General features: G+C 66.5%; 24 protein-coding genes. 6 read left to right on the forward strand and 18 right to left on the reverse strand.

Annotation, left to right across the window (positions count from 1 at the left end):
• Nucleotide 1: 1 nt before the first annotated feature.
• On the forward strand, nucleotides 2–544 hold the full coding sequence (gene hslV, locus FHW83_RS09140; protein ID WP_176646020.1) for an ATP-dependent protease subunit HslV: 543 nt from the start codon (nucleotides 2–4) through the stop codon (nucleotides 542–544).
• A complete protein-coding gene (gene hslU / locus FHW83_RS09145) occupies nucleotides 541–1,875 on the forward strand; it encodes an ATP-dependent protease ATPase subunit HslU (RefSeq protein ID WP_176646021.1) in 1,335 nt (444 codons plus the stop codon). The genes hslV and hslU overlap by 4 nt, the downstream gene beginning before the upstream one ends.
• 42 nt (nucleotides 1,876–1,917) lie before the next feature.
• Here hslU and FHW83_RS09150 read toward each other — a convergent pair whose 3' ends face one another.
• A complete protein-coding gene (locus FHW83_RS09150) occupies nucleotides 1,918–2,493 on the reverse strand; it encodes an outer membrane beta-barrel protein (protein ID WP_176646022.1) in 576 nt (191 codons plus the stop codon).
• Between the two features lie 166 nt (nucleotides 2,494–2,659).
• Here FHW83_RS09150 and FHW83_RS09155 point away from each other — a divergent pair, with 166 nt between their 5' ends.
• The 4 genes from FHW83_RS09155 (at nucleotide 2,660) to FHW83_RS09170 (ending at nucleotide 5,407) form a co-directional block, all read left to right on the forward strand.
• Nucleotides 2,660–3,409, forward strand: coding sequence for a helix-turn-helix transcriptional regulator (locus FHW83_RS09155; protein ID WP_176646023.1), 750 nt, complete (start codon nucleotides 2,660–2,662; stop codon nucleotides 3,407–3,409).
• Entirely contained in the window at nucleotides 3,406–3,636 is a 231-nt protein-coding gene (locus FHW83_RS09160) for a hypothetical protein (protein ID WP_176646024.1), read from the forward strand. Before FHW83_RS09155 ends, FHW83_RS09160 begins: the two co-directional genes overlap by 4 nt.
• Complete coding sequence (locus FHW83_RS09165) at nucleotides 3,636–4,619, forward strand: alpha/beta hydrolase family protein (RefSeq protein WP_176646025.1); 984 nt, start codon at nucleotides 3,636–3,638, stop codon at nucleotides 4,617–4,619. The genes FHW83_RS09160 and FHW83_RS09165 overlap by 1 nt, the downstream gene beginning before the upstream one ends.
• 104 nt (nucleotides 4,620–4,723) lie before the next feature.
• Entirely contained in the window at nucleotides 4,724–5,407 is a 684-nt protein-coding gene (locus FHW83_RS09170; protein ID WP_176646026.1) for a hypothetical protein, read from the forward strand.
• Here the strand turns inward: FHW83_RS09170 and FHW83_RS09175 are convergent.
• From FHW83_RS09175 to FHW83_RS09255, 17 genes are all read right to left on the reverse strand, one after another.
• Nucleotides 5,397–7,583, reverse strand: a complete 2,187-nt coding sequence (locus FHW83_RS09175; RefSeq protein ID WP_229224091.1) for a patatin-like phospholipase family protein — start codon at nucleotides 7,581–7,583, stop codon at nucleotides 5,397–5,399. The two genes, FHW83_RS09170 and FHW83_RS09175, sit on opposite strands and share 11 nt — an antisense overlap.
• Nucleotides 7,584–7,638: 55 nt before the next feature.
• Complete coding sequence (locus tag FHW83_RS09180; protein WP_176646028.1) at nucleotides 7,639–8,259, reverse strand: type II secretion system protein N; 621 nt, start codon at nucleotides 8,257–8,259, stop codon at nucleotides 7,639–7,641.
• 11 nt (nucleotides 8,260–8,270) lie between these two features.
• Nucleotides 8,271–9,494 (reverse strand): type II secretion system inner membrane protein GspF, encoded by a 1,224-nt coding sequence (gene gspF / locus FHW83_RS09185; RefSeq protein ID WP_176646029.1) that lies wholly within the window; start codon nucleotides 9,492–9,494, stop codon nucleotides 8,271–8,273.
• Nucleotides 9,495–9,497: 3 nt separating this feature from the next.
• Nucleotides 9,498–10,919, reverse strand: a complete 1,422-nt coding sequence (gene gspE, locus FHW83_RS09190; protein WP_176646030.1) for a type II secretion system ATPase GspE — start codon at nucleotides 10,917–10,919, stop codon at nucleotides 9,498–9,500.
• Between the two features lies 1 nt (nucleotide 10,920).
• Entirely contained in the window at nucleotides 10,921–13,131 is a 2,211-nt protein-coding gene (gene gspD / locus FHW83_RS09195) for a type II secretion system secretin GspD (protein WP_176646031.1), read from the reverse strand.
• 24 nt (nucleotides 13,132–13,155) lie between these two features.
• Entirely contained in the window at nucleotides 13,156–13,929 is a 774-nt protein-coding gene (locus tag FHW83_RS09200; RefSeq protein WP_176646032.1) for a type II secretion system protein N, read from the reverse strand.
• Nucleotides 13,926–14,435 carry a type II secretion system protein GspM gene (gene gspM / locus FHW83_RS09205; RefSeq protein ID WP_176646033.1) on the reverse strand — a complete coding sequence of 170 codons (510 nt, stop codon included), beginning with the start codon at nucleotides 14,433–14,435 and terminating at the stop codon, nucleotides 13,926–13,928. Before gspM ends, FHW83_RS09200 begins: the two co-directional genes overlap by 4 nt.
• A complete protein-coding gene (gene gspL, locus FHW83_RS09210) occupies nucleotides 14,432–15,664 on the reverse strand; it encodes a type II secretion system protein GspL (RefSeq protein ID WP_176646034.1) in 1,233 nt (410 codons plus the stop codon). The genes gspM and gspL overlap by 4 nt, the downstream gene beginning before the upstream one ends.
• A 27-nt stretch (nucleotides 15,665–15,691) precedes the next feature.
• Entirely contained in the window at nucleotides 15,692–16,621 is a 930-nt protein-coding gene (gspK, locus tag FHW83_RS09215) for a type II secretion system minor pseudopilin GspK (RefSeq protein WP_176646035.1), read from the reverse strand.
• Nucleotides 16,618–17,262, reverse strand: coding sequence for a type II secretion system protein J (locus FHW83_RS09220; protein WP_176646036.1), 645 nt, complete (start codon nucleotides 17,260–17,262; stop codon nucleotides 16,618–16,620). The genes gspK and FHW83_RS09220 overlap by 4 nt, the downstream gene beginning before the upstream one ends.
• Entirely contained in the window at nucleotides 17,259–17,630 is a 372-nt protein-coding gene (gene gspI / locus FHW83_RS09225; protein ID WP_176646037.1) for a type II secretion system minor pseudopilin GspI, read from the reverse strand. The genes FHW83_RS09220 and gspI overlap by 4 nt, the downstream gene beginning before the upstream one ends.
• Nucleotide 17,631: 1 nt before the next feature.
• Nucleotides 17,632–18,105: a type II secretion system minor pseudopilin GspH gene (gene gspH, locus FHW83_RS09230; protein WP_176646038.1), complete on the reverse strand. Its 474-nt coding sequence runs from the start codon at nucleotides 18,103–18,105 to the stop codon at nucleotides 17,632–17,634.
• A gap of 9 nt (nucleotides 18,106–18,114) precedes the next feature.
• Nucleotides 18,115–18,558, reverse strand: coding sequence for a type II secretion system major pseudopilin GspG (gene gspG, locus FHW83_RS09235; protein ID WP_176646039.1), 444 nt, complete (start codon nucleotides 18,556–18,558; stop codon nucleotides 18,115–18,117).
• 143 nt (nucleotides 18,559–18,701) lie between these two features.
• A complete protein-coding gene (locus FHW83_RS09240; RefSeq protein ID WP_229224092.1) occupies nucleotides 18,702–20,828 on the reverse strand; it encodes an amidohydrolase family protein in 2,127 nt (708 codons plus the stop codon).
• Between the two features lie 14 nt (nucleotides 20,829–20,842).
• Nucleotides 20,843–21,595: a HesA/MoeB/ThiF family protein gene (locus FHW83_RS09245; protein ID WP_176646040.1), complete on the reverse strand. Its 753-nt coding sequence runs from the start codon at nucleotides 21,593–21,595 to the stop codon at nucleotides 20,843–20,845.
• Between the two features lie 30 nt (nucleotides 21,596–21,625).
• Nucleotides 21,626–23,080: a S41 family peptidase gene (locus FHW83_RS09250; RefSeq protein WP_176646041.1), complete on the reverse strand. Its 1,455-nt coding sequence runs from the start codon at nucleotides 23,078–23,080 to the stop codon at nucleotides 21,626–21,628.
• Between the two features lie 14 nt (nucleotides 23,081–23,094).
• The gene (locus FHW83_RS09255; protein ID WP_176646092.1) at nucleotides 23,095–24,534 is read right to left on the reverse strand and encodes a murein hydrolase activator EnvC; all 1,440 of its coding nucleotides are present in this window, start codon (nucleotides 24,532–24,534) and stop codon (nucleotides 23,095–23,097) included.
• Nucleotides 24,535–24,536: the final 2 nt, after the last annotated feature.

Consider the following 24,536-nt stretch of genomic DNA (forward strand, 5'->3'; position numbering starts at 1 on the left):
TATGGAACAATTTCACGGCACCACCATCCTGTGCGTGCGTCGCGGCAAGCAAGTCGCGCTGGGCGGCGACGGCCAGGTCACGCTGGGCAGTATCGTCATGAAGGGCACGGCCCGCAAGGTGCGCAAGGTGTACCAGGGCAAGGTGCTGGTCGGCTTCGCCGGCGGCACCGCCGACGCCTTCACCCTGCTCGACCGCTTCGAGGGCAAGCTGGAAAAGCACCAGGGCAACCTGCTGCGCGCCTCGGTGGAGCTGGCCAAGGACTGGCGCACCGACCGCGTGCTGCGCCGCCTGGAGGCCATGCTGCTGGTGGCCGACGCCGACTCCACCCTGGTCATCACCGGCAACGGCGACGTGCTGGAGCCCGAGGATGGCGTGGGCGCCATCGGCTCCGGCGGCACCTACGCGCAATCGGCCGCCAAGGCCCTGGTCGAGAACACGGAACTGTCGCCGGCGGAGGTGGTCAAAAAATCGCTGACCATCGCCGGGGAGCTGTGCATCTACACCAACCTGAACCACATCATTGAGACACTGGATCCAGCATGAACATGACCCCGCAGGAAATCGTCGGCGAACTCGACAAACACGTGGTTGGCCAGGCCAAGGCCAAGAAGGCGGTCGCCATCGCGCTGCGCAACCGCTGGCGCCGTCAGCAGGTGGAGGAACCGCTGCGCCATGAGATCACGCCGAAAAACATCCTGATGATCGGTCCGACCGGTGTCGGCAAGACCGAGATCGCGCGCCGCCTGGCCAAGCTGGCCGACGCGCCGTTCATCAAGATCGAGGCCACCAAGTTCACCGAGGTCGGCTACGTCGGCCGCGACGTCGACACCATCATCCGCGACCTGATCGACATCGGCGTCAAGCAGACGCGCCAGTCGGAAATGGCCAAGGTGCGCACCCGCGCCGAGGACGCGGCCGAGGACCGCGTGCTCGACATCCTGCTGCCGCCGGCGCGCGACTTCGGCTTCACGCCGCCGGGCGGCGAGGCGCCCAAGGACGACAGCACCCGCCAGACCTTCCGCAAGCGCCTGCGCCAGGGCGAGCTGGACGACAAGGAAATCGAGATCGAGCTGGCCGAGGCCGGCCCGCAGATGGAAATCATGGCCCCGCCCGGCATGGAGGAGATGACCGAGCAGATCAAGTCCATGTTCTCCGGCATCGGCGCCCAGCGCAAGAAGGCGCGCAAGGTCAAGATCAAGGAAGCCATGAAGGTGCTGATCGACGAGGAGGCCGCCAAGCTGGTCAACGAGGACGAGATGAAGCAGAAGGCCATCCAGAACGTCGAGCAGAACGGCATCGTTTTCCTGGACGAGATCGACAAGATCGCGTCGCGCTCGGAGGTGGGCGGCGCCGACGTCTCGCGCGCCGGCGTGCAGCGCGACCTGCTGCCGCTGGTCGAGGGCACCACCGTCAACACCAAGTACGGCATGATCAAGACCGACCACATCCTGTTCATCGCCTCGGGCGCCTTCCACCTGGCCAAGCCATCGGACCTGATCCCCGAGCTGCAGGGCCGTTTCCCGATCCGGGTCGAGCTGGAATCGCTGTCGATCGCCGACTTCGAACGCATCCTGACCAGCACGGACGCCTGCCTGACCAAGCAGTACGAGGCGCTGCTGGCGACCGAGGACGTCAAGCTGGAGTTTTCGCCGGAGGGCATCAACCGTCTGGCGGAGATCGCCTACTCGGTCAACGAGCGCACCGAGAACATCGGCGCGCGCCGGCTGTACACGGTGATGGAAAAACTGCTGGAGGAGCTGTCCTTCACGGCCAGCCAGGACAGCGGCAAGACCATCGTGATCGACGCCGCGTATGTGAATGCGCGCCTGGACGCGCTGGCGGTCAACGAAGACCTGTCGCGCTACGTGCTGTAATCAAACCCTCGGCGGGCGCCGGTGGTGGCGCCCGCGCTCAGGTTAAAAGTTGTAACGCAAGCCGGTGCCCAGCGTCGGCTTGGTGTTTTTCTCATAGCGGTTCAGCCGGATCGGCATGTAACTCACATCCACCGTCAGCGACACGTTCGGATTGAGCTTGTAGGCCACGCCCACGTCCGCCGTCACGCCGCCGCGGGCGTAGGTGTCGCTGTCGGCGCCGTAGCGGTAGCTGGTCGAGGCCCAGGCATAGTTGCCGCCCAGGCGGCCGGTCAGCGACCACTTGTCGTCCAGCTTGAGCGCCGTGCTCCAGTTGATGCCGATACCGCTGGCGCGCACCGGGTTGCCGCCGGCGTAGCCGTAGTCAAAGAAGCGCACCGTTTTCGTCTCGGTGCCCAGCGTGAACAACATCACCTCCACCCCGTGCGTCTGCTGCAGGCCGAACAGCGTATTGCCGCCCACGTTGTAGCCGGCGTAGGCGCGCACCAGGCTGGAGTTGTGACTGAACTGCGTGCCCACGTCCGCCCCCACGTAGACGGGCGAGAGCTCGGCGCCGACGGCGCTGCCGCAAGCGGCGGCGATCAGGGCGGCGCTCAGGGCGTTGAACATCTTGTAGAACATTGTTTCTCCGATAGTGGTGGTGCCAGGCGCCGTCTCTTCTGCGAGAGACAGCCTAGGCAGTGTGGCCCACTTCGCGCGAATGTACTAATAAATTATTCCGCAGAGCAGTTTCTACGCCGACGGGTATCGTGTTACGATACCTTTTGTTTTTTTAGTAAGGCGACATATGAGCTCACCGGAATTGCTGCTGCAAGTGCTGCGGACCCAGATGCGGGCCGCCGGCGTCACCTACAAAATGCTGGCCGAGCGCATCTCGATGAGCGAGTCCAGCGTCAAGCGCATGTTCGGGCAGCAGGACATGTCGCTGTCGCGGCTGGCGCAGATCTGCAAGGCCGCCAGCATTCCGATGGAAGACGTGCTGCGCGGCGCCGCCGACGCCACGCCGCAAGCCGACTGCCTGACACTGACGCAGGAAAAATCGCTGCTGGCCAATCCGCACCTGCTGCTGATGGCGATCTGCTGCCTCGGCCACTGGACGCTGGAACAGGTGCTGGAAACCTACCAGCTGACCGAGCCGGAATGCATCGTCCTGCTGGCCGAGCTGGACCGGCTGGGCCTGATCGAGCTGAAGCCGCTGAACCGCTACCGCCTGCGCGTGTCGAACGCCTTCCGCTGGCTGCCGGACGGCCCGGTGCAGCAATTCTTCCGCGAGCACGTGGTGGACGACTATTTCAGCGGCAGCTTCAACGCCGCCGGCGAAACGCTGCTGTGCCTGCCGGCTCGGCTGTCGCAGCCCAGCGCGCAGGAACTGGTGGGACGCATCCAGCAGCTGGCCGGCGAACTGGCGCGCCTGCACCAGGGCGACCGCCGCCTGGCGCCAACCGAACGCGATGGATTCACATTACTGGTAGGATTCCGCTCCTGGGAATTCGCAGCCTTTACCGCGCTGCGCCGCACAGCAAGCAAACCGACATGAAAATCGCAACCATCATCAGCCTGGCCGGCACCGTCACCAGCTCCGGCATCTTCACCGCACAAAAACAATGGGTGCTGGCCATCGCCTTCATCTGCCTGACGGTCTACACCATCCTGGAAAGAGTGTTCCACATCGGCGCCATACCGCCGATCGTGGTGGACGCGCTGCCTGTCATCGCGCTGGTGCTGATCCTGTACGAAGTGCTGCGCAAAGTGGTGGCCAAGTAATGTACGTCACGGCCGATATCGACAGCGCCGTCCTCGCCGACAATCCGCTCGGCGATCCGGCCCTGCGGCGCGTCGGCATCTACCTGCCGCCCGGCTACGCGGCAGGCGCGCAGCGCTATCCGGTGACGTATGTACTGGTCGGCTTCAACAGCCGCGGCGCCATGCTGATGAACGAGGCGGCGTGGGACGAGAACATCGCGCAGCGCATGGACCGCCTGATTACCAGCGGCGCCGTGCAGCCGATGATACTGGTGATGCCCGACTGCCTGACGCGCTACGGCGGCAGCCAGTACATCAACTCCAACGCCACCGGCCGTTACGAGGACCATCTGCTGCGGGAGGTGGTGCCCTACATCGACCGCAACTACCGCACCATCGCGCAGCGCGGCTTCCGCGCCGTGGTGGGCAAGAGCTCCGGCGGCTATGGCGCGCTGATGCTGGCGATGCGCCACCCGCAGGTGTTCGGCCTGGCCGCGTCGCACAGCGGCGACATGTATTTTGAGCTGTGCTACAAGCCGGCCTTTATCGCCTGCGTGCGCGAGCTGCAGCGGCGCGATGGCGGCCTGGCGGGCTTCCTGCGCGACCTTCACACCATCCGCCCGCGCGATGGCGCGTATCACACGCTGCTCAACACCGTCGCCATGGCCAGCTGCTATTCGCCGTCGGCGGATGGCTTCGACCTGCCTTTCGATCCGCGCACCGCCGAAATCATCGACGCCGTGTGGCAGCGCTGGCTGCAATGGGATCCGGTGCATCTGGTGGCGCGGCACACGGAAGCGCTGCGCTCACTCAAGCTGCTGTATCTGGATGCCGGCCTGCGCGACGAATTCAACCTGCAATACGGCGCCCGCATCTTCAGCGATAGGCTGAAGCAGCACGGCATCGCCCACGTGCACGAGGAATTCGACGACGGCCACCTCAACATCCCCTACCGCTACGACGTCTCGCTGCGGCGCATCTCCGACGCCATGGGCCAGCCATGAACAAACTACTGCTCGCCACGCTTCTGGCCGCGCCGCAGACCCATGCCACAGAATGGGAAAATTTTCGCTGGGAGAGCTATGCCGATTTTCCGCATGCGGCACTGATGCTGCCAGCGACAGTCGGTGGCGCGGCCTGTTACGTGCAGCTCGATACCGGCGCCAACGCCAGCTTCATCCCCGCCGGACAGGCCGCCGGTGCGCCGGTGGATATCGTCATCGGCGGCCATACCGTCAAGGCCAGCGTGCCGCCATCGCTGAAAGCCGGTGACGAATGCCACGCCGGCACAGTGGGCAACGGCTTCTTTGAAAACGGCTCGCTGACGCTGGACCTGAAGAACGCGCGCTTCTCTTACAGCGACGCCGCCATCCTGGGCAGCGACAGCGACGCCGCGCCCATCAACTATGTCCGCCAGGGGAACTGGGAGGGTGGCCACATCGTCGTACCCATCGTCATGCCGGGCCAGGCGCGGCAGGAGGCCATGTTCGATACCGGCGCCGCGCTGTTCACCTTCACGCCGCTGCGGCACGCGCTGTACGAAGCACTGCGCGGCGCGGACAGCCGCCCGCTCACCGCGTCCAGCTGGGGCCAGGATATCGGCTGCGAAATCAGCCGCCTGACGACGCCCCTGCGCGTCAGCCAGTACACGCTGGACAGCGGGGTGCTGGGTCACTGCAAAATGGACGTCGGCATCGGCGTGCCGCTGGCCGGCATCGTCGGCCTGGGCGGCTTTGCGGGACAGACCATCGTCATCGATTATCCGTCCCGTAAATGGAAAATCACCAGATAGGGCCGAGGAACAGGTAGGCGCTGCTGTTGCCGCCCTTGGTGGTGCCGGCGCCGAAGTACAAGGGGCCGAAACGGGTGTCGACCGCGATGAAGCCGCTGGCCGCCTGCTTGAGCTTGCCCCAGTGCAGCGGATCGCCCGGGCTGTAGGCCGCGCCCGCCTCCAGCGAGAAGCCCAGCCGCACGTCGCCGCCCAGCGCGGCCGGCATGGCGCCGATGCTGCGCGCCATCACCACCCGCCCCAGCACCGTGCGGCTGCCCACCACCGATTCCGGCGTGGTGCCGGACAGGCGCAGGAAGCCGCCCAGGTTGTTGTCGGTCGCTCCGCCCTGGCTGCGCGCCCATTCCGCATACACGTGACCGGCCCAGCGGCCGGTGTGGAACGCTTCCATCCCCTGCAGCTTTTGCTGCGTCGGCACCGGGCCGGCGGTCTTGGATTTTTCCACCGCGCGCTGCCAGTCCAGGCTGAACAAGGTGCCGCGCGTCGGGAAAGCGATGGTGTCCAGCGTGTCGACATTGAAGCTCAACGCCTGCACGGTCTGGAAGGTGCGCTGGTTGGTCAGGTCCTCCGGGATGCTCAGGTGGACATTGCCGACCTGGCGCGCCACGGTGTAGCGCAAGTCGCCCCAGCGTCCCATCTGCCGCCCCAGCGACATCGCCACCGCGCTGAAGTCGTAGGCATAGCGCGCCTGGCGGAAGCCGCTCGAATTGAAGACGTCGGCCGCGCCCGAGCCGTATTGCAGCGCCGGCGCCACGTACCATTGCGAGCCCACGCCCAGCGGCTGCCAGAACTGCGTGCCCAGCACGCGCTCGGTGCCGACGCTGGCGATGGTGCGCAGCTCCGCGCCCCAGTCGTTGAGCGAGGACAGCACGTGCATGGCCTTGAACTGGAACGCGCTGTTCTCGCTGAAGTCGCTGTTCAGCTCCAGCCCCACGCGCAGGCGGCTGTGCGCCCAATCGGCCTCGGTCGGCTTGATCAACACGCTGCGGCCGCTCTCGTCGTCGCGCACCTCGGTTTCCACGCGCGCCAGGTCGCCGCGGCCGAACAGCTGGTTGCCCGCCTGCGTGGCCTGTTCGCTGGTCACCTCCTGGCCGAGTTTGAGGCCGGTCTGCGCCTCGAGTTCCTTCGGATTGACGCGGCCGCTGGCCGCGACTTCCAGCTTGGCCAGCTTGACCGGCTGGTCGATCGCCACCGGCGCCGACGAGCGGTTCAACTCATACGACGCGTACTGCGCCTCCGGCAACGCCAGCGCCACCAGCTTGGCGCTCATGGCGCGCACCGCCGCCTCGCCTTCCTTCATCGCGCGGTCATGACGGCCGAAATCCAGGAAGCCTATGCCGCCAAGGTCCGGTTGCAGCAGGACGTCCTTCGGGCGCAGTTCCTTCAGCGAGCGCTGGACGTTTTGCTCGGTCAGGATCTGCAGCATCTGCTGCGCCACGCTGACCGCGCTCACCAGCTCCTTTTCCTGCGCCAGCGGCGTGCCGACGTTGACGGCGATGATGACGTCCGCGCCCATCTCGCGCGCCACGTCCACCGGCAGGTTGCGCACCAGGCCACCATCCACCAGCAGGCGCTGATTGACGCGCACCGGCGCGAACACACCCGGCACCGCCAGCGAGGCGCGCATGGCCAGGAACAGCGGCGTGTCGGTCAGCTCCACCAGTTCGCCGGTGACCAGATCCGAGGCCACGGAACGGAACGGCAGCTGCAGCAGGTTGGAGGGCTTGTCGCGCGCGCCCGGCGGCAGCACGCGCGTCAGCGCCAGTTCCAGCGCCTCGTTGCCGGCGGCGGCCGGCGGCAGCGAGACGCCGTCCAGGTGCGCGCCGAATTCGATCCGCGACGGCAGCAGCAGGTCTTCCTCGCGGCGGCGGTAGAACAGCTCATCGCGCGGCGGACGGTCGGCCACCACGGCGTTCCAGTCGGTGCGGCGCACCAGCTGCTCGAGCTGGTCGACCGAGCTGCCGGCCGCATACGCGCCGCCCACCACGCTGCCCATGCTGGTGCCGACCACGATGTCGACCGGGATGCGCAGCTCCTGCAGGGCGCGCAGCACGCCGATGTGGGCGAAGCCGCGCGCGCCGCCGCCGGACAGCACCAGCGCGATCTTCGGCCGCGGCTTGATCGCGGCGTCCGGCGCGATCGAGGTGGCGTTGGCTTGCTGGGCCTGCGCCGTGGACAAGAAAAAGCCGCAGCATAAAGCTGCGGCCAGGAGACGAATGTAAGCCATAAGCTACCTACTGGCGATCGTTGGTGGGGATGGGCGCCACGCCCGGTCTCTGCTGCGGCATGGCCGGCGGCTGGCCGGGCGTCTGCTGGTTCGACACCGTCTGCGCGGGCGGCTGCACCAGCGGTTGCGGCGACGATTGCGTCGCCAGCGGCGGCGGCGGCGGCAACGGCGGCGCCGATTGCGACGGCGACGGCGATGCTTGTCCCGGCGGCGCGGCCGGGCCGCTGGACACGCCGGCATCGCTCGGCAAGTCGATGCGCTTCATCACGCCGCCCTCGGACAGCAGCACGTGCCTCGGATGGACCTCCTTCACGATCACGCCCGGCACCACCTCCTTGCCGACCGCCAGCGCCACCGCCGGCTTGTTGTCGACCGAGATGATCGCCGCGCTGTCCTCGCCGCGCGCGGCCACCACGCCTTTGAGCTGGTAATTGCTGACCACCGCCACGCTGACCTGGCCGCCGAACAGGCCCTTGGCCGCATCGAGGTTGATGCCCATCGGCGGTGGCGGCGGCGGCGCGGCGATCGCGCGCTGCCGCGGCTTGAACAACTGCAGTCCCCAGTAGGCCAGCGACGCCGACAACAGCACCACGGCGAGAACAGTAACGATTAAGGGCAAACGCTTCATGGTGTCCTTTATCAGCGTACCAGCTGATTGATTTCGATAATAGGCATCAGCACCGCCAGCACGATCAGCAGCACCACCACGCCCATGGCCAGGATCAGCGCCGGCTCGAGCAGGCCGGCGATGGTCAGCGTGCGCCTTTCCAGATCGGCTTCCTGCGCGGCGGCCGCGCGATCCAGCATGGCCGGCAGCTCGCCGGTGATTTCGCCGGCGCGTATCATGTGGATCAGCATCGGCGGGAAGTGCTTCTGCGCCGACAGCGCGCGCGCCAGGCTGACGCCCTCGCGCACGGCGTCGCTGGCCTCCTCGACCAGTTCCTGCATGGCGACGTTGTTGAGCGTGTCGCGGCTGGTGTCCAGCGCGCGCAGGATCGGCACGCCGGAGCCGGTGGTGATGGCCAGCGTGCTGGCGAAACGCGCGGTGTTCAGGCTGCGCTCGAATTTGCCGTACAGCGGCGCGGTCAGCAGCCAGGTATGCCAGCGGCGCTTGAGCGCGGGATTCTGCAAGGCGCGCCGCCACGCGAACCACGCGCCGATCAGCGCGATGCCGACCACGATGCCGTAGTGGCGCACGAAGTCGGACACCGCCAGCATCACCACCGTCAGGAACGGCAGCTTTTGCTTGGTGTTGGCGAACACCGAGACGATCTGCGGCACCACGTAGGTCAGCAGGAAGATCACGATGGAGAACGCCACCACGGTGACGATGGCCGGGTAGGTGAACGCCAGCCGCACCTTCTGGATCAGCGCATTGCGGCGCTCGATATAGTCGGCGAGGCGCGACAGCACGCGCGACAGCTGGCCGATCTGCTCACCGGAGGCGACCAGCGCGCGGTAGATTTCGGCGAAGTCGCGCGGGTGGCGGCCCAGCACCACGGACAGCGAATCGCCGCCGATCACTTCCGATCGCACGGAGGCGATCAGGTCGCGCAGGTACGGGCGCTCGGCCTGTTCCAGCAAGGCGGTGAAGGCCTGCTCCAGCGGCAGGCCGGCTTCCAGCAAACTGGCCAGCTGGCGCGTGAACAGCGCCAGCTCGGTGGAGGTCAGCCGCTCTCCCAGCCCCCCACGGCTCTTGGCCACGCCGGAGGCGTCGACCTGCGTCGCGATCTGGTCGACCTTGAGCGGCACCAGCCCCTGCGTGCGCAATTCGGCGCGCGCCGAGCGGGCGCTGTCGGAATTGAGGACGCCTTTCTTGGTGGCGCCGCCGGCATCGACGGCTTCGTATCGGAATGCGGGCATGCCTTAGTCCTTGGTCACGCGCATCAACTCGGCCTGCGTGGTGGTGCCGCTGGCCAGCCAGCGTTCGCCGTCGTCACGCATGGTCTGCATGCCGTCGCCGATGGCGGCGGCCTTGATTTCCGCCTCCGAGGCGCGGTTGTGGATTTGCGCGCGGATCTGCTCCGTGGTCTCCAGGAATTCGTAGACGCCGACGCGGCCCTGGTAGCCGGTATGGCCGCAATGCTCGCAGCCGACCGCGTGCCACAATTTGCCGTCGTAGGTCTTGCAGCTCGGGCACAGCTTGCGCACCAGACGCTGGGCCAGCACGCCCAGCAGGGTGGACGACAGCAGGAATGGCTCGATACCCATGTCCAGCAGACGCGTGACGGCGGCGGCGGCGTCGTTGGTGTGCAGCGTGGCCAGCACCAGGTGGCCGGTCAGCGATGCCTGCACCGCGATCTGCGCCGTTTCCAGGTCGCGGATCTCGCCGATCATGATCACGTCCGGGTCCTGGCGCAGGATGGCGCGCAGGGCCTTGGCGAAGGTCATGTCGATGCGCTGGTTGACCTGGGTCTGGCCCACGCCCGGCAGGTCGTACTCGATCGGGTCCTCCACCGTCATGATGTTGGTGGTGGTGGCGTTCAGCAGCGACAGCGCCGCATACAGCGTGGTGGTCTTGCCGGAGCCGGTGGGGCCGGTCACCAGCACGATGCCGTGCGGCTGGTTGATCAGCGCGTCGAACTTCGGCAGCATGGTCTCACTCATGCCGAGGTGATTCAGGTCGAGGCGGCCGGCCTCCTTGTCCAGCAGACGCAGCACGGCGCGCTCGCCGTGGCCGGTCGGCAGCGTGGAGACGCGCACGTCCACCGGCTTGCCGCCGATGCGCAGGGTGATGCGGCCGTCCTGCGGCAGGCGCTTCTCGGCGATGTCCAGCTGCGCCATGATCTTGATACGCGAGATCAGCGAGCCGTGGATCGCCTTGCGCGGACGGACGATGTCGCGCAGCGTGCCGTCCACCCGGAAGCGCACCACCGAGGTTTGCTCGAACGGCTCGATGTGTATGTCGGACGCGCCGTCGCGCAGCGCCTGCGTCAGCAGCGCGTTGATCATGCGGATCACCGGCGCGTCGTCGGACGATTCCAGCAGGTCCTCGATGGCCGGCACGTCCTGCAGCAGCTTGGTCAGGTCCAGGTCGGCGTCGAATTCCTCCGCCACCATGGAGGCGTTGCCGCCCGAGCTGGCGTAGGCGGCGGCGATGGCGGTTTCCAGATCGGCGCGCGTCATGTGCTTGAGCTGGATGCGGCCGAAACGGCGCGACACTTCCGCGATCGCGGCCGGCGGCGTGGCGCCGCACATCAGCACATCGACGGTGTTTTCCGCGTCGTCGCTGTGCTGGGCCAGCACCACGAAATCACGCGCGTAGGCGTAGGGGAGCAGGTTACTCATATCACTTCTGCGGCGGGACGTTTTCGGCGGCGCCAGGCACGCGCAATGGAATCGGCGCGGGCGGCACCGGCGCCGCGACGGCGCCGCCGCTCACCGGCGCGCCGTTCTGCAGCTTGGGCAGCACTGGCTGGCCCAGGTCCTGCACCAGGATGCTGTCCGGCGGTTTGATGGCCTCCTGCTGGCTGCGCATGTAGTCGTAACGGTCGGTGGCCAGGCTGGTGCTCTGCTCCTTGTTGCGGATCACGACCGGGCGCAGGAACACCATCAGGTTGGTCTTCTTGCGCGTGCGCGACTGCGACTTGAACAGGTTGCCCAGCACCGGAATGTCGCCCAGGCCGCGCACCTTGTCGGTGCCGTCGCCCTCGGTGTCCTCGATCAGGCCGCCCAGCACGATGATCTGGCCATCGTCGGCGATCACGTTGTTCTCGATCACGCGGTTGTTCAGGGTGATGCCGGATTGCGCCGTCAGGGTCGATTTATCCACGCTGGAGGTCTCGTGGTAGATCGCCATCTTGATGGTGCCGCCCTCGGAAATCTGCGGGCGTACTTTCAGCGTCAGGCCGACGTCCTTGCGGTCGATGGTCTGGAATGGATTGCTGTTGGTGCCGGAGGTGGTGGTGTACTGGCCGGTCAGGATAGGCACGTTCTGGCCGACGCGGATGGTGGCCAGTTCGTTGTCCAGCGTGACCATGTTCGGCGTCGACAGGATGTTGGCGTTGCCGTCCGATTCCAGCGAGTGCGCCAGCGCGCCCAGCCCCAGCGCGCCGCCGATCTGCTTGAACACGCCGATCGACAGGCCGTTGTTCGGGATGGTGGCGCCCTTGTTGGCGTAGATCGACACCAGCGAGCTGTCGGCGCCGCTGGTGGTGAACGACTGCAGGCCGCCGACGCGGTAGGTGCTGTTCGAGTTGCCGGTTGCGCCCACCCACTGCACGCCGAATTCGGACGCCTTGTCGGAGGTGACTTCGACGATCAGCGATTCGATGTAGACCTGCGCGCGGCGCACGTCCAGTTGGTCGATCACGGCGCGCAGGTTGCGGTACACCGATTCCGGCGCGGTGATGATCAGGGTGTTGGTGCTGGCATCGGCCTGGATGAAGCCTGCCGAGCTGCCGCCACCGCTGCCCTGCTGCTGGTTGTTGGAGCCGCTCAGCAGCGGGTTGCTCGGGCCGGTGCTGCCACCGCTGGACGAGTTACCGCCCATGCCGCCCATGCCGCCGCTGTTGTTGTTGCTACCAAAGCCGCCGCTGTTGCTGTTATTCTGGCTACCGGTGCCGCTAGTGTTCTGCTGCGATACCTCGCCCGACACCACCGCGCGCAGCGTTTGCGCCAGCTTGGTCGCTTCCGCGTTCTTCAGGTAGACCACGTGCACGTTGCCCAGCTCCTGGGTCGGCTGATCGAGTTTGGCGATCAGCGACTTGGCCAGGTTGGAGCGCGCGGCCGATGGCGCGCGCAGCACCAGCGAGTTGGTGCGCGGGTCGGCCAGCACGCTGGTCTTGCCGCCATCGGCGCCGCTGCCGGCGTCCATCAGCTTATTGATCATGGTGGCCAGGTCGCTGGCGATGGCGTAGCGCACCGGGATCACATCCAGGTCGCTGACCGCAGGCGCGTCCAGCGCCGCCACGATCTTGGCCAGGCGCTTGACGTTGTCGGCGTAGTCGGTCACCACCACGCTGTTGTTGCCCGGGTTGGCGTTGATGGTGTTGTTCGGCGAGATCAATGGACGCAGCACGGTCACCACGTTGGCCGCCGACTCATAATTCAGGCGGAAGATCTGGCTGACGATCTGGTCGCCCCTGGCCTGGGTGCCGTCGATCTGCGTCGGGCTGGCCTGCAGCTTGGCGTCCGCTTCCGGCACCACCTTGGCGAAGCCGTCGCCGCTCACCACCGCGTAGCCCTGCAGGCGCAGCGCGGACGTCAGCAGGCTGAATGCCTGCGACTTGGTGACCGGCTTTTCCGACACCACGGTCAGCGTGCCTTTCACGCGCGGGTCGATCACGAAGGTGATGTTGGTGTAGTGGCCGACCGCCTTGATCACCGATTCGATATCGGCGCCGACGAAGTTCAGCGCGGCGTCGTCCGCGGCGGCATGCGCCAGCGCAGGCAGCAACAGCGCGGCGGTGGGTGCTGCGCTGATCGCGCAGCACAGCATCGCACCCGCGCTCAGGCGGCGCAGCGCGGGAAGGGATTTGCTAACGGACTGTTTTTTCATGGTCGGACTTTATCTCAGTGGAACTCAGTGGAACTCTAATGCGATGACGTTGCGGTCGTTACCTGGCTTGCGCTGGCCCAGCAAATTCAACAGATTGGCCAGCGTCTCTTCGTATCCTTGTGCTGCCTCGGCCTGCCCGGAAAATTGCAGGCGGCCGTTGTTCAAGCTTCCCTGGCCGCTCAGCAGCAGCGGCCCCTTGGCGGAGCTGAGCTTCAACTGCGCCTGCTGGCCGTGCCAGTCCAGCGCCATGTTGTAGCTGCCCAGCGGCCGGATCGACGACAGGCGCGAGGCCATGTCGTTCATTTCCAGCGTGGTGCGGCCCTCCACGCTGACCTGCTTATTGGCCAGCACCAGCTGCAGGCCGGTCCACGACAAGCGCATGCTGCCGCTGGGCGCCAGCGTGTTGAGCGGCGCCCCCAGGCCCGCCAGGCCTTCCGCCGGCAGCAGCAGCGCCGACGGGCTCAATTGCCATTGCGACCAGCTGCCGCGGAAGGTGACCGGCTGCGCCAGCGCCTGCGGGTTCTCCAGCTGCAGATCGACCATGCCGACCAGCGCCAGCGGCGAAATCTTCCAGCTGAAGCGTCCCGGCAGCAGCGGCGTGACCGGGCTGTTGTTGCCGGCCGCGCCGCCGATAAAGGCCGAACCGCGCCACAGCGTACCTTGCGCATCCCCCAGCGTCAAACGGCCGCCGGTGCGCTGCTCGACGATGGAACCCAGCCACGCGGCCGGGAAGAACACCAGCAGCGTGAAGGTCACCGTCAGCGCGACGGTCAGCAACCATAGCATGGCGCGCTTCATCGGACTCCCTGGCGCAGCGTCAGGCTGGCGTTGACCACGCCCGGCGCGTCCTGCGCGGTGAAGCTGGCGTCCACCACGGTGATGCGGCTTTCCACGCGGATGGCGTCCAGCCACGCCACGATGCCGGGGTACTGCGCGCCGGTGAACTGCAGCTTGGCGTATTCGCCGGTGACGTTGAGCGATTGCGGATTCAGGCCGCGCGCGGCCAGCCCGGCGTTGAGGTTATCGCGCGTCATCGGCGTGGGGGCGATATCGTTCTGGCCCTGCAGCGCCTGCGCCTCGCGCGCCATGTTCTGCATCTCGGCGGCCTGCTGGTGCAGTTCCGGCAGCGATTTATGCAGGGCGGCGCGGCCGCTCAGCGCCGGGTCGATCAGCAGGCCATAGAACAGCGCCAGGCCGACCACGATGCCGCCGATGCGCAGCAGCTTGCGTTCCTGCTCGGTGCGCACCTGCCAGAAGGCGTCGGCGCGGGCACGCAGTTCCTGGATGGGATTCGGTTTGCTCATGATTTTCCTCCGGCCGCCGGCACGATTTTCCAGCTGCCCGGCGTCGGCTCCTGCAGGTCCAGCTTGCGGCCGGCCAGCGCGGAGCGCAGCTGCGCCACCGCCGCCGCGTCCACGGTATTCGGTTTGACCTTGACCACCAGCGCGCGGTCCTTGTATTCCAGCGTGGCGATGATGTCGCGGCGCGGCAGCACGCCCAGCGCCTCGCCAAAGCCGGCGCTCAGGGTGACAAATTCGTCGGGGCCGGTCTGACCGCTGTTGGCCTTGGCCAGACGGATGTTGCGGCTCATCTGGTCCATCGGCGCCGCCACCAGCGGTTCCTTCGGATAGACGGACTTGAAGGTTTGCGTCATCGATTGCGTCACCAGCTTGGCTTCGTTCTTGAGGCGCATCCATTCGATATTCAATCCCGCCACGTTGACCACCAGCGCCAGCGCGGCGATGCGCAGCGGCCAGCGCCAGCGCTGCCAGGCGCGCGCCGAGGCGCCGCTGGCGCCAAGCGCCGGCGCGAGATCCAGGCCGGCGCTGCGCGACGAGGCCACCCAGTGGGCCCAGTGGTCTTCTTCCAGCGTCAGGTGCTGCACCTCGGCCGCCAGCGGCGCGAATTGCGCCATCTGATTGGCCGGCAGGTACAGCGTGACCGGCTGCTCGCCGGCCAGCGCCCGCAGCGTGTGCAGCGCGGCTTGCGGTTGCGCCGGCAACGTCAGGCCCAGACCCTCGAACTGCGACTGGCGCATCACCAGATCATAGCCGGCGTCGCCCGGCAGCAGCGTGGCCGAGACGGCGCCCGGCTGGAACGGCAGGCACAATTGCGACGGCACCGCCGATACCGCGTGCGCGCCCTGCGCCAGCAGCGCCTTGACCAGCACTTCCAGCCAGGCACGCTGCACCACGGCGACGGTGCGCAGGCCTTCGCTGTCCTCGGCGGTGGCGGCCAGCACGCAGTCGGCCGGATCGCCCAGCACTTGTTCTTCCACCAGCGCCGGCAGGGCGGCTTTGAGCTTGGCCGATGACAGCGGCGGCGCCTTCACGCGCAGCAGCGTGGTGTCCGGCGCGGCCAGCAGCAGCACCACGCGGCGCGCGGCGGCCACCATGTCCGACAGGTTCCCCAGCGGCGAGGCGCCCTGCTGCAGCAGGTTGCCGCCATCGCCCACCAGCGCGAACGGGCAGGTCTGGGCCGCGCCGCTGTCGACGCTGGCCTTGGCCGGATAGCGGATAAATAATGTAGTCAAAGGATCTCGCTTTCGTTCATCGCTGTTCTAGTATTCCCGTATCCATTCCACCTTGGTGATCGGCTGGTTGGTTTCCCGCACCAGCAAGGACTGCGTCTCCAGCGTGGCGCGGTCCAGCTTTACCCGGCTGAAGGCCAGGAAGTAATCGCTGCGCACCGCGAAAGTCACCGCTATCTGCTTGCCCGCTATCTGCGACAAGCCGGTGAAGCCGGCGTTATCGAAGTAGTACACCCGCGTCTTCACCACCGCCGCCGCGTCCGACAGGGACAGCCCCGGCACCAGCGCCGCAATCAACTCTGCCGGCGCGGTGTTCACATTGATCGCCGTACCGCCAGCCGGCAGTATGATGACATAGTCGCGCAGCTGTTCGATGGCTTGCGGCGTAAAGCCGCTCACCGCCAGCAAATCCTCGACCCGCACCAGCCCTATCGGCTGGGTGGTCGTGCTGCTGTTTTGCGCGGTGTTGGCGGTTTGCGCATCCGCCACCAACTGCGCCACGCCGCGCGCCAGGCTGGAATCCAGGCGCAGGTTGGTCAACAGGCGCTCAAATATCTCCACCTCGGCCTGAACCGGCTGCTTGTTGACGGCAAGGTTGGCCAGATTGTAACGCGCCTGCGCATCGACCATGCGGCCGGACAGGGTGGCGTTGAAGTTCTCGCCCTGCAGGCGCTCGCGCTCCACATAATCGTCCAGCCGCGTTTCCTCCAGCGGCGTGGCCCACACGCCATTGACCTTGGTTTGCAGCCGCGAGTCGATCCAGTCCTGGTTCAGAATCAGCCGGCTCAGGTCCAGCGCGCCGCGCAGGATCCAGCGCGTTTGCAGTTGCAGGCGCTGGTTCTCCATCGAGCGCACCTGCACCTGCTGCAGCCAGAACAAGCTGGTGACGATGGTCACGGCCAGGGTGGTCAGCAGCAGCGCCGTCACCACGGCCACGCCTTGTTGCCGTTTCAGCTTCACAGTGCCCCCAGCAGGAAGGACTTCACCAGCGGGATTTCCTGGCCCTGCAGCGTCATCGCCACTTCCAGCCCGGTCGGCAAGGTGGCGCCGCCGGTGGCTGTCGCGGTGGACACGCCGGCTGCGGGGCGCCAGCCGCCGGAATTGGCGACCAGGCCGCCCGGCATCCAGAAGCGCATCGCCATGTTTTGCACGCCCGACTGCAGCGCCACCGTGGCGCCGGGGTCGGTATCGCCGAGCGCCGCCTGCCATAGGTTGTCGAGCTGCGTGAGCTCGCGCGTGGCGGCCGACTCACGCCGCGTCAGCACACCATCCACCACCCGGTACGACACCACCTGCAGGCGGGTCGGCTGGTTCTCGCCCATCACCATGCGCACCAGCGTGATGCGCTGGTCCTCGGCCTGCAGGAAGGCGCGGTTGCGCAGCAGCGCGGGGGTGGCCAGGTTCTCGCAGTCGCTCTGCATCTGCGCGAACGCCAGCTGCAGGCCGCGCGTTTGCTCCATGCCGATGGTCAGCGTCTCGCGCGAGCGCACGATGCTATCGAGCCCGCGCCAGCCCAGCACCGCGATGATGGCGAGGATGGAAATCGCCAGCAGCAGTTCGATCAGCGTGAAGCCACGCCGCCGGTGCACGCGCGCCATCATGAGTTCAGCACCAGTTGGACCAGCTTGATGATGCGGCGCTCAGGATGCGCCGCCTCGTAGACGCTGACCTCCACCCGGCGGAAGCGCGGATTCGGGCTGGCGATCACCTCCTCCTCGCACATCAGCTGCAGGTCGCCTTGCGGGCATTCGTAGGTTTGCTTGCCGATCGGCGGGAACACCTTGGACAGGCGCAGCTGCACCAGCCGGTTCTCGGCCGACCAGGTGGCCATCATATTGGCGCGCAGGCCGTCGCTGTTGGCGGTCAGGCTGCCGACCGCGCGCAGCGAGGCGATCAGCGCGGTGGCGACGATCATCAGCGCAACCAGCACCTCCAGCATGGTGAAACCGCGTTGGGACGATGGCCGCATCTCAGTCCACCGTGAAGTGACCGATGCCGTCGGCGCGGATGGCGACGCTGCCGCCATCGCTGGCGGTCATGGTCAGCACAAAGGGTTTGTCGACCGGCTCGCGGCCGAAGATGATGCGCAGCGTCGGTTCGGGCAGCGCCGGCGCCGGCGCCGGGTCCAGCATCAGCGTGAGGGGCGCGTTCTTGAATTCGCGCTCGCGCAGCAGGTCATCCTGCACCACCGCTTCCCATTGCTTGTTGTCGTTGCGGATCATGAAGCGGTAATTGTCGGCGCCTGCTTCAAAGGCGATCTGCCGGTTGCGCACGATGGCCTCGTCGCGCGCCAGCTGCAGCAGCAAGGCGATGCGTTTGGCGTCCTGCTGCATGGACTGCTTCTGGTTCGGCATGGCGTTGAGCGACACCAGCCCGAGGGTGATGCCCAGGATGACCATCACCACCAGCAGTTCAATCAGCGTGAAGCCACGCTCGCCGCGCATGATGAGCGATCAGTTATCCCAGGAGCCGATGTCGGCGTCGTCGCCGGTGCCGCCTGGTTGTCCGTCGGCCCCGTAGGAGAACACGTCGATCTCGCCCTTGATGCCCGGCGACAGATACTGGTACGGATTGCCCCACGGGTCCTTCGGCATTTTCTCGACATAGCCGCCGGCCTTCCAGCCATTGGCGGCCGGACCGGCGGTCGGCTTCTCGATCAGCGCCTGCAGGCCCTGCTCGGTGGTCGGATAGCGCTGGTTATCCAGCTTGTAGAGTTTCAGCGCCTGCATGATGGTGGCGATATCGACCTTGGCGGCGGCGACCTTGGATTCGCCGGTACGGTTCAGCAGCTTGGGCACCACCAGCGCGGCCAGCACGCCCATGATGACCACGACCACCATGATTTCGATCAGGGTGAAACCGCGCTGGGCATGACGACGAAGTGAAAGCTTTTTCATAATTGGTAGCAAATAAAAATGAGTGCAGAGTATAAGGCGGAATCAGGGCACTTGCGACCTTTCGCCGGCATTTGGCCCTGATTTATCCGCTTTGGTGCTTAAATGACTATTAATATGACAGTTTCTTTACAAGACCTTACGACTTAACGGTGTTTATGGGCGCTCGATTCGATGCGGGCGCGGGCGCCCTCGTTGCTGCCGCCGTAGGCCTCCGCCACAGGGTTGGCGCCGCGCGTCACCTTGGGCGCCTCGGTCACGAACGGCGCGATGCCCAGCGCCGCATCGATTTCCTGCGGGTAGATCAGGAAGCCGCGCGTGATCACCGCCGACACCTTGCGCACGTCCTCGATGTTTTTGGTCGGGTCGCCGTCCACCAGCACGATGTCGGCCAACTTGCCCGGCGTGATGCTGCCGCGGTCATTGGTGGTGCGGGTGTAGCGCGCGCCGTTGCGGGTGGCCACCTGCAGCGCCTGCGCCGGCGTCAGCCCGGCCTTGACCAGCAGCGCCAGCTCCGAATGCAGCGTGAAGCCAGGGATATCGTCGGTGCCGGCCACGATCGGCACGCCGGCCTTGTACATGATGCCGACGAATTCCACCATCTTGGCGTAGGATTTCTCGTAGCGCTTGAGCTGCGCGTCGCCGTCGATCTTCATGGTGCCGACCTTGAAGCCGCGCGCCACGTCCGGCGGCATGTGCGATGCCACCGAGGCGTAAGGCTCGTTCATGTCGCCGTCGCGCTGCTTGAGAAAGGCAAAGGTGGCCATCGTGGGGTCGATGGAGATCTGCTTTTTCGCCAGATAGGACACGAAGTCCTTCACCGGCTTGGAGTTGAAGTCCAGGTCCGCCACTTTCTCGGCCGGCAGCACGAAGCGGTTGAGGTTACGGGTTTCGGTATCCGGCTTGACCAGGAAGTTCAGCAGCACCTGGTTGATGTGCTGGATCTCGTCGTAGCCGGCGTCCAGCGCCTCCTGCGCGCGCAGGCCGGCCGGAATGTGGCCGGAGACGCGCATGCCGCGGCTGTGCGCGTAGGCCACCGTGTCCTTCAGGATGGCTTTCGGGAAGGAGTTGTAAATCTTCAGCTGCGGGTAGCCGCGCTCCGCGTACCAGTCGATGGCGTCCTTGGCTTCCTTCAGGTCCTTGATGACGAAACCGTTGTTGGCGCTGAATGGGCTCTCGCCCTCCAGGAAGCCGGCCGGCACCACCTGCGGCGCCAGCAGCTTGCCGGCGGCGGTTTCGTCCAGCATGGCCTGCAGTTGCTTGTTGTCGTTGCCCATGTCGCGCACACTGGTCACGCCGGCCGACATGTTCAGCGCGCCGGACCAGCGGTCCACGTGGCCGTGCAGGTCGAACAGGCCAGGCAGCACGATGCGGCCGGCGGCGTCGATCACGTTGTCCGCGTCGCGCACCGGCGAACCGGCCGGCCGCACGGAGGTGATGCGGCCGCGCAGCACGTAGATATCGGATGGCTTGCCGACGGTGGCTTTTTCGCTGTCGAAGATGCGTGCGTTGCGCACCACGGTGAGGCCGTTGAGCGGGTGCTGCAGCCTGGCGGCGGCGTCGGTCAGCATCTGCTGCTCGGCGGCTTTTTGCGCCTTGGCCAGCGCCGGCACGGCGGCTTGCCAGCCCTCCTCCATCATGCTGCCGAAGCCCGGGATGATCACCGCGAACAGGCGCGGCGACTCGCCGGAGGTGGCCCAGTAGAACGACGGCGACAGGCCAACGCCGGTCTGCGCCAGCAGGCGCACCGTCTGTTTCTGGCCGGTGGCGCTGGTGACTTCAACGCGATCCAGTTCGCGCTGCGACAGCGTGCCCGATGGCAGCAGCGGCAGCTTGGCGTCCGGGTTCTTGGCCAGCGCGGCGATGGCGACCGACTCCACCTCGAAGGAGCTGTTCAGCGGCAGGTAGGCGGCCGGGCCGCTGATGGTTTTCTCGCCCTGTTCCGAGGTCGATTTCCACTGCGCCTTGTCGCCCTTGCGGCTGAACTGCTCGTCCACCACCGCGCCGAAGGTCGAGTTGCCCTTGACCGAGTATTCGGTCATGGTACCGTCGGCGGCGAGGCGGAACTGCTCCACCAGGTCCGGGCCGCGGCCGTTGTCCTTGTAGCCGAAAGTCACCTTGGTCAGGCCGTCGTCAAGGCGCTCGACAATCTGCTGGCCGATCTGCTTGTTGGCGTTCTCGGAAATGATCAAGTATTTGGTGGTGGTGGCGGCGTGGGCGGCGAATGCGGCGGCCAGCGCCAGCGGCAGTACGGCAAGTCGTTTCTTCAGCAAGTTGATTCTCCCTTTTATTTTTTAGCGGCGCAGACCGGGCAGGCGTCGTTGCGGGCGACGCCGATACTGGTCCATTCCATGTGCAAGCCATCCAACATCATCAAGCGCCCCGCCAGCGAACCGCCCACGCCCATCAACAGCTTGAGCGCTTCGGCCGCCTGCATGGCGCCCACCACCCCCACCAGCGGCGCGAACACGCCCATGGTGGAACAGGCCACATCTTCAAACTTCTGATCCTGCGGGAACAGGCAGGAATAACAAGGATGCTCGCCGCCGCGCGGATCGAACACGCTGATCTGCCCATCAAAGCGGATCACCGCGCCCGACACCAGCGGTTTATGCGCCGCCACGCAGGCGCGGTTCACCGCGTGGCGGGTGGCGAAGTTGTCGGTGCAGTCCAGCACCACGTCGGCCTGCGCCACCAGTTCGGCCAGGCGCGCGTCGTCCACGCGTTCGATCAGCGCGGTGACGGCGATTTCCGGATTAATCCGCTGCAGCGTCAGGCGCGCCGATTCGGCCTTGGGCTGGCCCACGCGTTCGGTGGTGTGGGCGATCTGGCGCTGCAGGTTGGTCAGGTCGACCGCGTCGTTGTCGACCAGCGTGATGTGGCCGACCCCGGCCGAGGCCAGGTACATGGCAGCCGGTGAACCGAGGCCGCCGGCGCCGATCACCAGCGCGCGCGCATCGAGCAGCTTTTGCTGGCCTTCGATGCCGATTTCGTCGAGCAGGATGTGGCGCGAGTAGCGCAGCAATTGTGAGTCGTTCATCGTCTCTCTGCGGCGTTGGCGCGCATGGGTTTATTTGGGCTGGCTATTGGGCTGGGTATCGGGCTTGGTTTCGCCGACGTCGTTGGCCGGCTTGGCGTCGGCCTTGGACAGCTTGACCGGCAAGCCCTTGAAGTGGTTCAGCGCCTGCGCCAGCTGGAAGTCGTCCTTGGAGCCGAATTCCACCGGCTTGGTCTTCCTGGCCAGCACCGCGATCGCCTGCTCCTCCTCCGCCGGATCGCGCTTGGCGGCCTCGCCTTCCGGGTCCTTGTCGTTGCCGAGGTGTTTTTGCAGATCCGCCTCGCGCACGCGCAGGCGGTTCAGGCCATCGCCTTCGGCGGTTTCATCGACCAGCAGGTCCGGCATGATGCCGCGCGCCTGGATGGCGCGGTTCTTCGGCGTGTAGTAGCGCGCGGTGGTCAGCTTGACGGCGGTATCGGCGGTCAGTTGGCGCAGCGTCTGCACCGAGCCCTTGCCGAAGGTCTGCTGGCCCATGATGGTGGCGCGCTTGTAGTCCTGCAGCGCGCCGGCCACGATTTCCGAGGCCGAGGCGGAACCGGCGTTCACCAGCACCACCATCGGCACCTCCTTCAGCGCGGCCGGCAGCTTGGCCAGCGGGTCGGTCTTGGCGCGCGGCGCGTAGAATTCCTGGCGGCCGTAGAAAGTCTCCTTGGACGCCAGCAGCTGGCCGTTGGTGGAGACGATCACGGAATCCTTGGGCAGGAAGGCGGCCGAGACGCCGATCGCACCCGGCACCACGCCGCCCGGATCGTTGCGCAGGTCCAGCACCAGGCCCTTGATGTTGGGGTCCTGGTGGTACAGGGCGGTGATCTTCTTCGCCATGTCGTCCACGGTCGGTTCCTGGAACTGAGAGATGCGCACCCACGCGTAACCGGGCTCGATGATCTTGGCCTTGACGCTCTGCACGCGGATTTCCTCGCGCACGATGTTGAAGATCAGCGGCTTGTCCTCGTCCTTGCGGCTGATGGTGACGCTGACCTTGGAGCGCGGCTCGCCGCGCATCTTCTTCACTGATTCGTCGAGCGACATGCCCTTGATCAGGGTGCCGTCGATGCGGGTGATGACGTCGCCGGCCTTGATGCCGGCCTTGAAGGCGGGGGTATCCTCGATCGGCGACACCACCTTGATGTAGCCGTCCTCCAGCCCGACCTCGACGCCGATGCCGACAAACTTGCCGGCCACGGTCTCGCGCATTTCGCGGAAGGCTTTCTTATCGAGGTAGACCGAGTGCGGATCGAGCGAGGACACCATGCCCGAAATGGCTTCGGTCAGCAGCTTCTTGTCGTCGACGCTTTCGACGTAGTCGGTCTTGATCAGGCCGAACACGTCGGACAGCTGGCGCAGCTCCTCCAGCGGCAGCGGCGAGCCGCTGACTTTTTGCGCGATGGCGGAAAACTGGAAGGAGGCGGCAACACCAGCCACCATACCGAGGCCGATCAGGCCGATGCTCTTGACTTTGTTGCCCATTTTTTCCGCAAACCTTAAAACTTGACCCAGCCAGCCGGATCGAATGCCGCGCCCTGATGGCGAAGTTCGAAGTATAGCCCCGATTCCTCGTTACCGCCGCTGTTACCCGCGCTGGCGATGGGGTCGCCCGCCTTGACGATGTCGCCGGCCCGTTTGAGCAGCGATTGGTTATTGCCGTAAATACTCATGTACTGGCCGCCGTGATCGACGATGATCAGGTTGCCGAAGCCGCGCAGCCAGTCGGCGAACACCACCCGGCCGGCCGCCACCGCGTGCACGTCGGCGCCCTCGGCGGTGCGGATGAAGACCCCCTTCCAGCTCGGGCCGTCGCCGCGCTTGGCGCCGAACTTGGCGGCCAGCTTGCCGGCCACCGGCGGCCGCAGCTGGCCCCTGAGGCTGGCGAAGGCGCCGGCCGGCGCGGCCGGGGCCAGCGCGATGTCGGCCGGCTTGGCCGGCGGCGCGGCCGGCTCCTGCGGCGTGCTCTCGGCGGGGGCCGGGCGCGCGGCCACCTTCGGCTCGTCGGCGTCGATCGCGTCGGCCGGGCTTGGCGCCGGGGCCGGCTTGATGGTGCCGGACTTGGCGTTATTGTTGTTGGCCTTGGCCAGGCGCTGGCGTTCCGCCTCGGCGGCCTTGGCCTTGGCCAGCGCGCGCGCCTCGGCTTCCGCCTTGGCCTTGGCGGCAGCCCTGGCCGCCGCCACCTGCTCCTGGCGTTTCTTCTCGGCGGCGGCAGCGGCGGCCTGCTCGGCGATCAGTTTGTTGAGCTTGTCGACCAGGCCGGTCATGCGCTGCTCGTCGCGCTCCAGGTTGCCCGCCTCCTTGCGCTGGGCCACCAGTTTCTTCGACAAGGTGGACAACAGGGCGGCGCGGCGCGCCTTCTCCTGTTCCAGCTTGGCTTTTTGCTGCAATTGCTCCTGGGCGATTTCTTCCAGCTCGTCCTTGGCGTTCTGCGCCTGCTCCTGGTTGACCTCGACGGCCTTGAGGTTGGCGCGCAGCGCCTCCAGCAGCCGCGCCTGCGCCTGCGACACATAGGCCAGCATTTGCAGATCGCGGTTGATGCGGTTGGGATTGTCGCCGGACAACAGCAACTTGATGCGGTCCTCGTTGCCCGCCACATACTGCTCGCGCAGCAACTTGGCCAGTTGCTGCTTCTGCTGGGCGACCGTGGCCGCCAGCTTGTCGTGCTCGGCCGACAGCTGTTGCAGCTTGAGATTGGTGTCGCCCTGCTCCTGCTGCAGGTCGCGCAGCGCGCGGTTGGCGTCCGAGATCGCCTGTTCCGACTCGGCCAGGGTATCGGCCGCGTCGTCCTTGGCGCTCTCGGTCTTGCTGATGTCCTTCTTGAGTGCGGACAGCTTCTGCTGGACGCCGGCGCGTTCAGCCTCGGCGGCAGCCTTCTGCTTGCTGCGCTCGGTCATCTTGGCGAACGGCGCGGCCGAGGCGGCGCCGATCGACAGCATCA

Source organism: Duganella sp. SG902, from assembly GCF_013376005.1.
Lineage (GTDB): Bacteria > Pseudomonadota > Gammaproteobacteria > Burkholderiales > Burkholderiaceae_D > Rugamonas.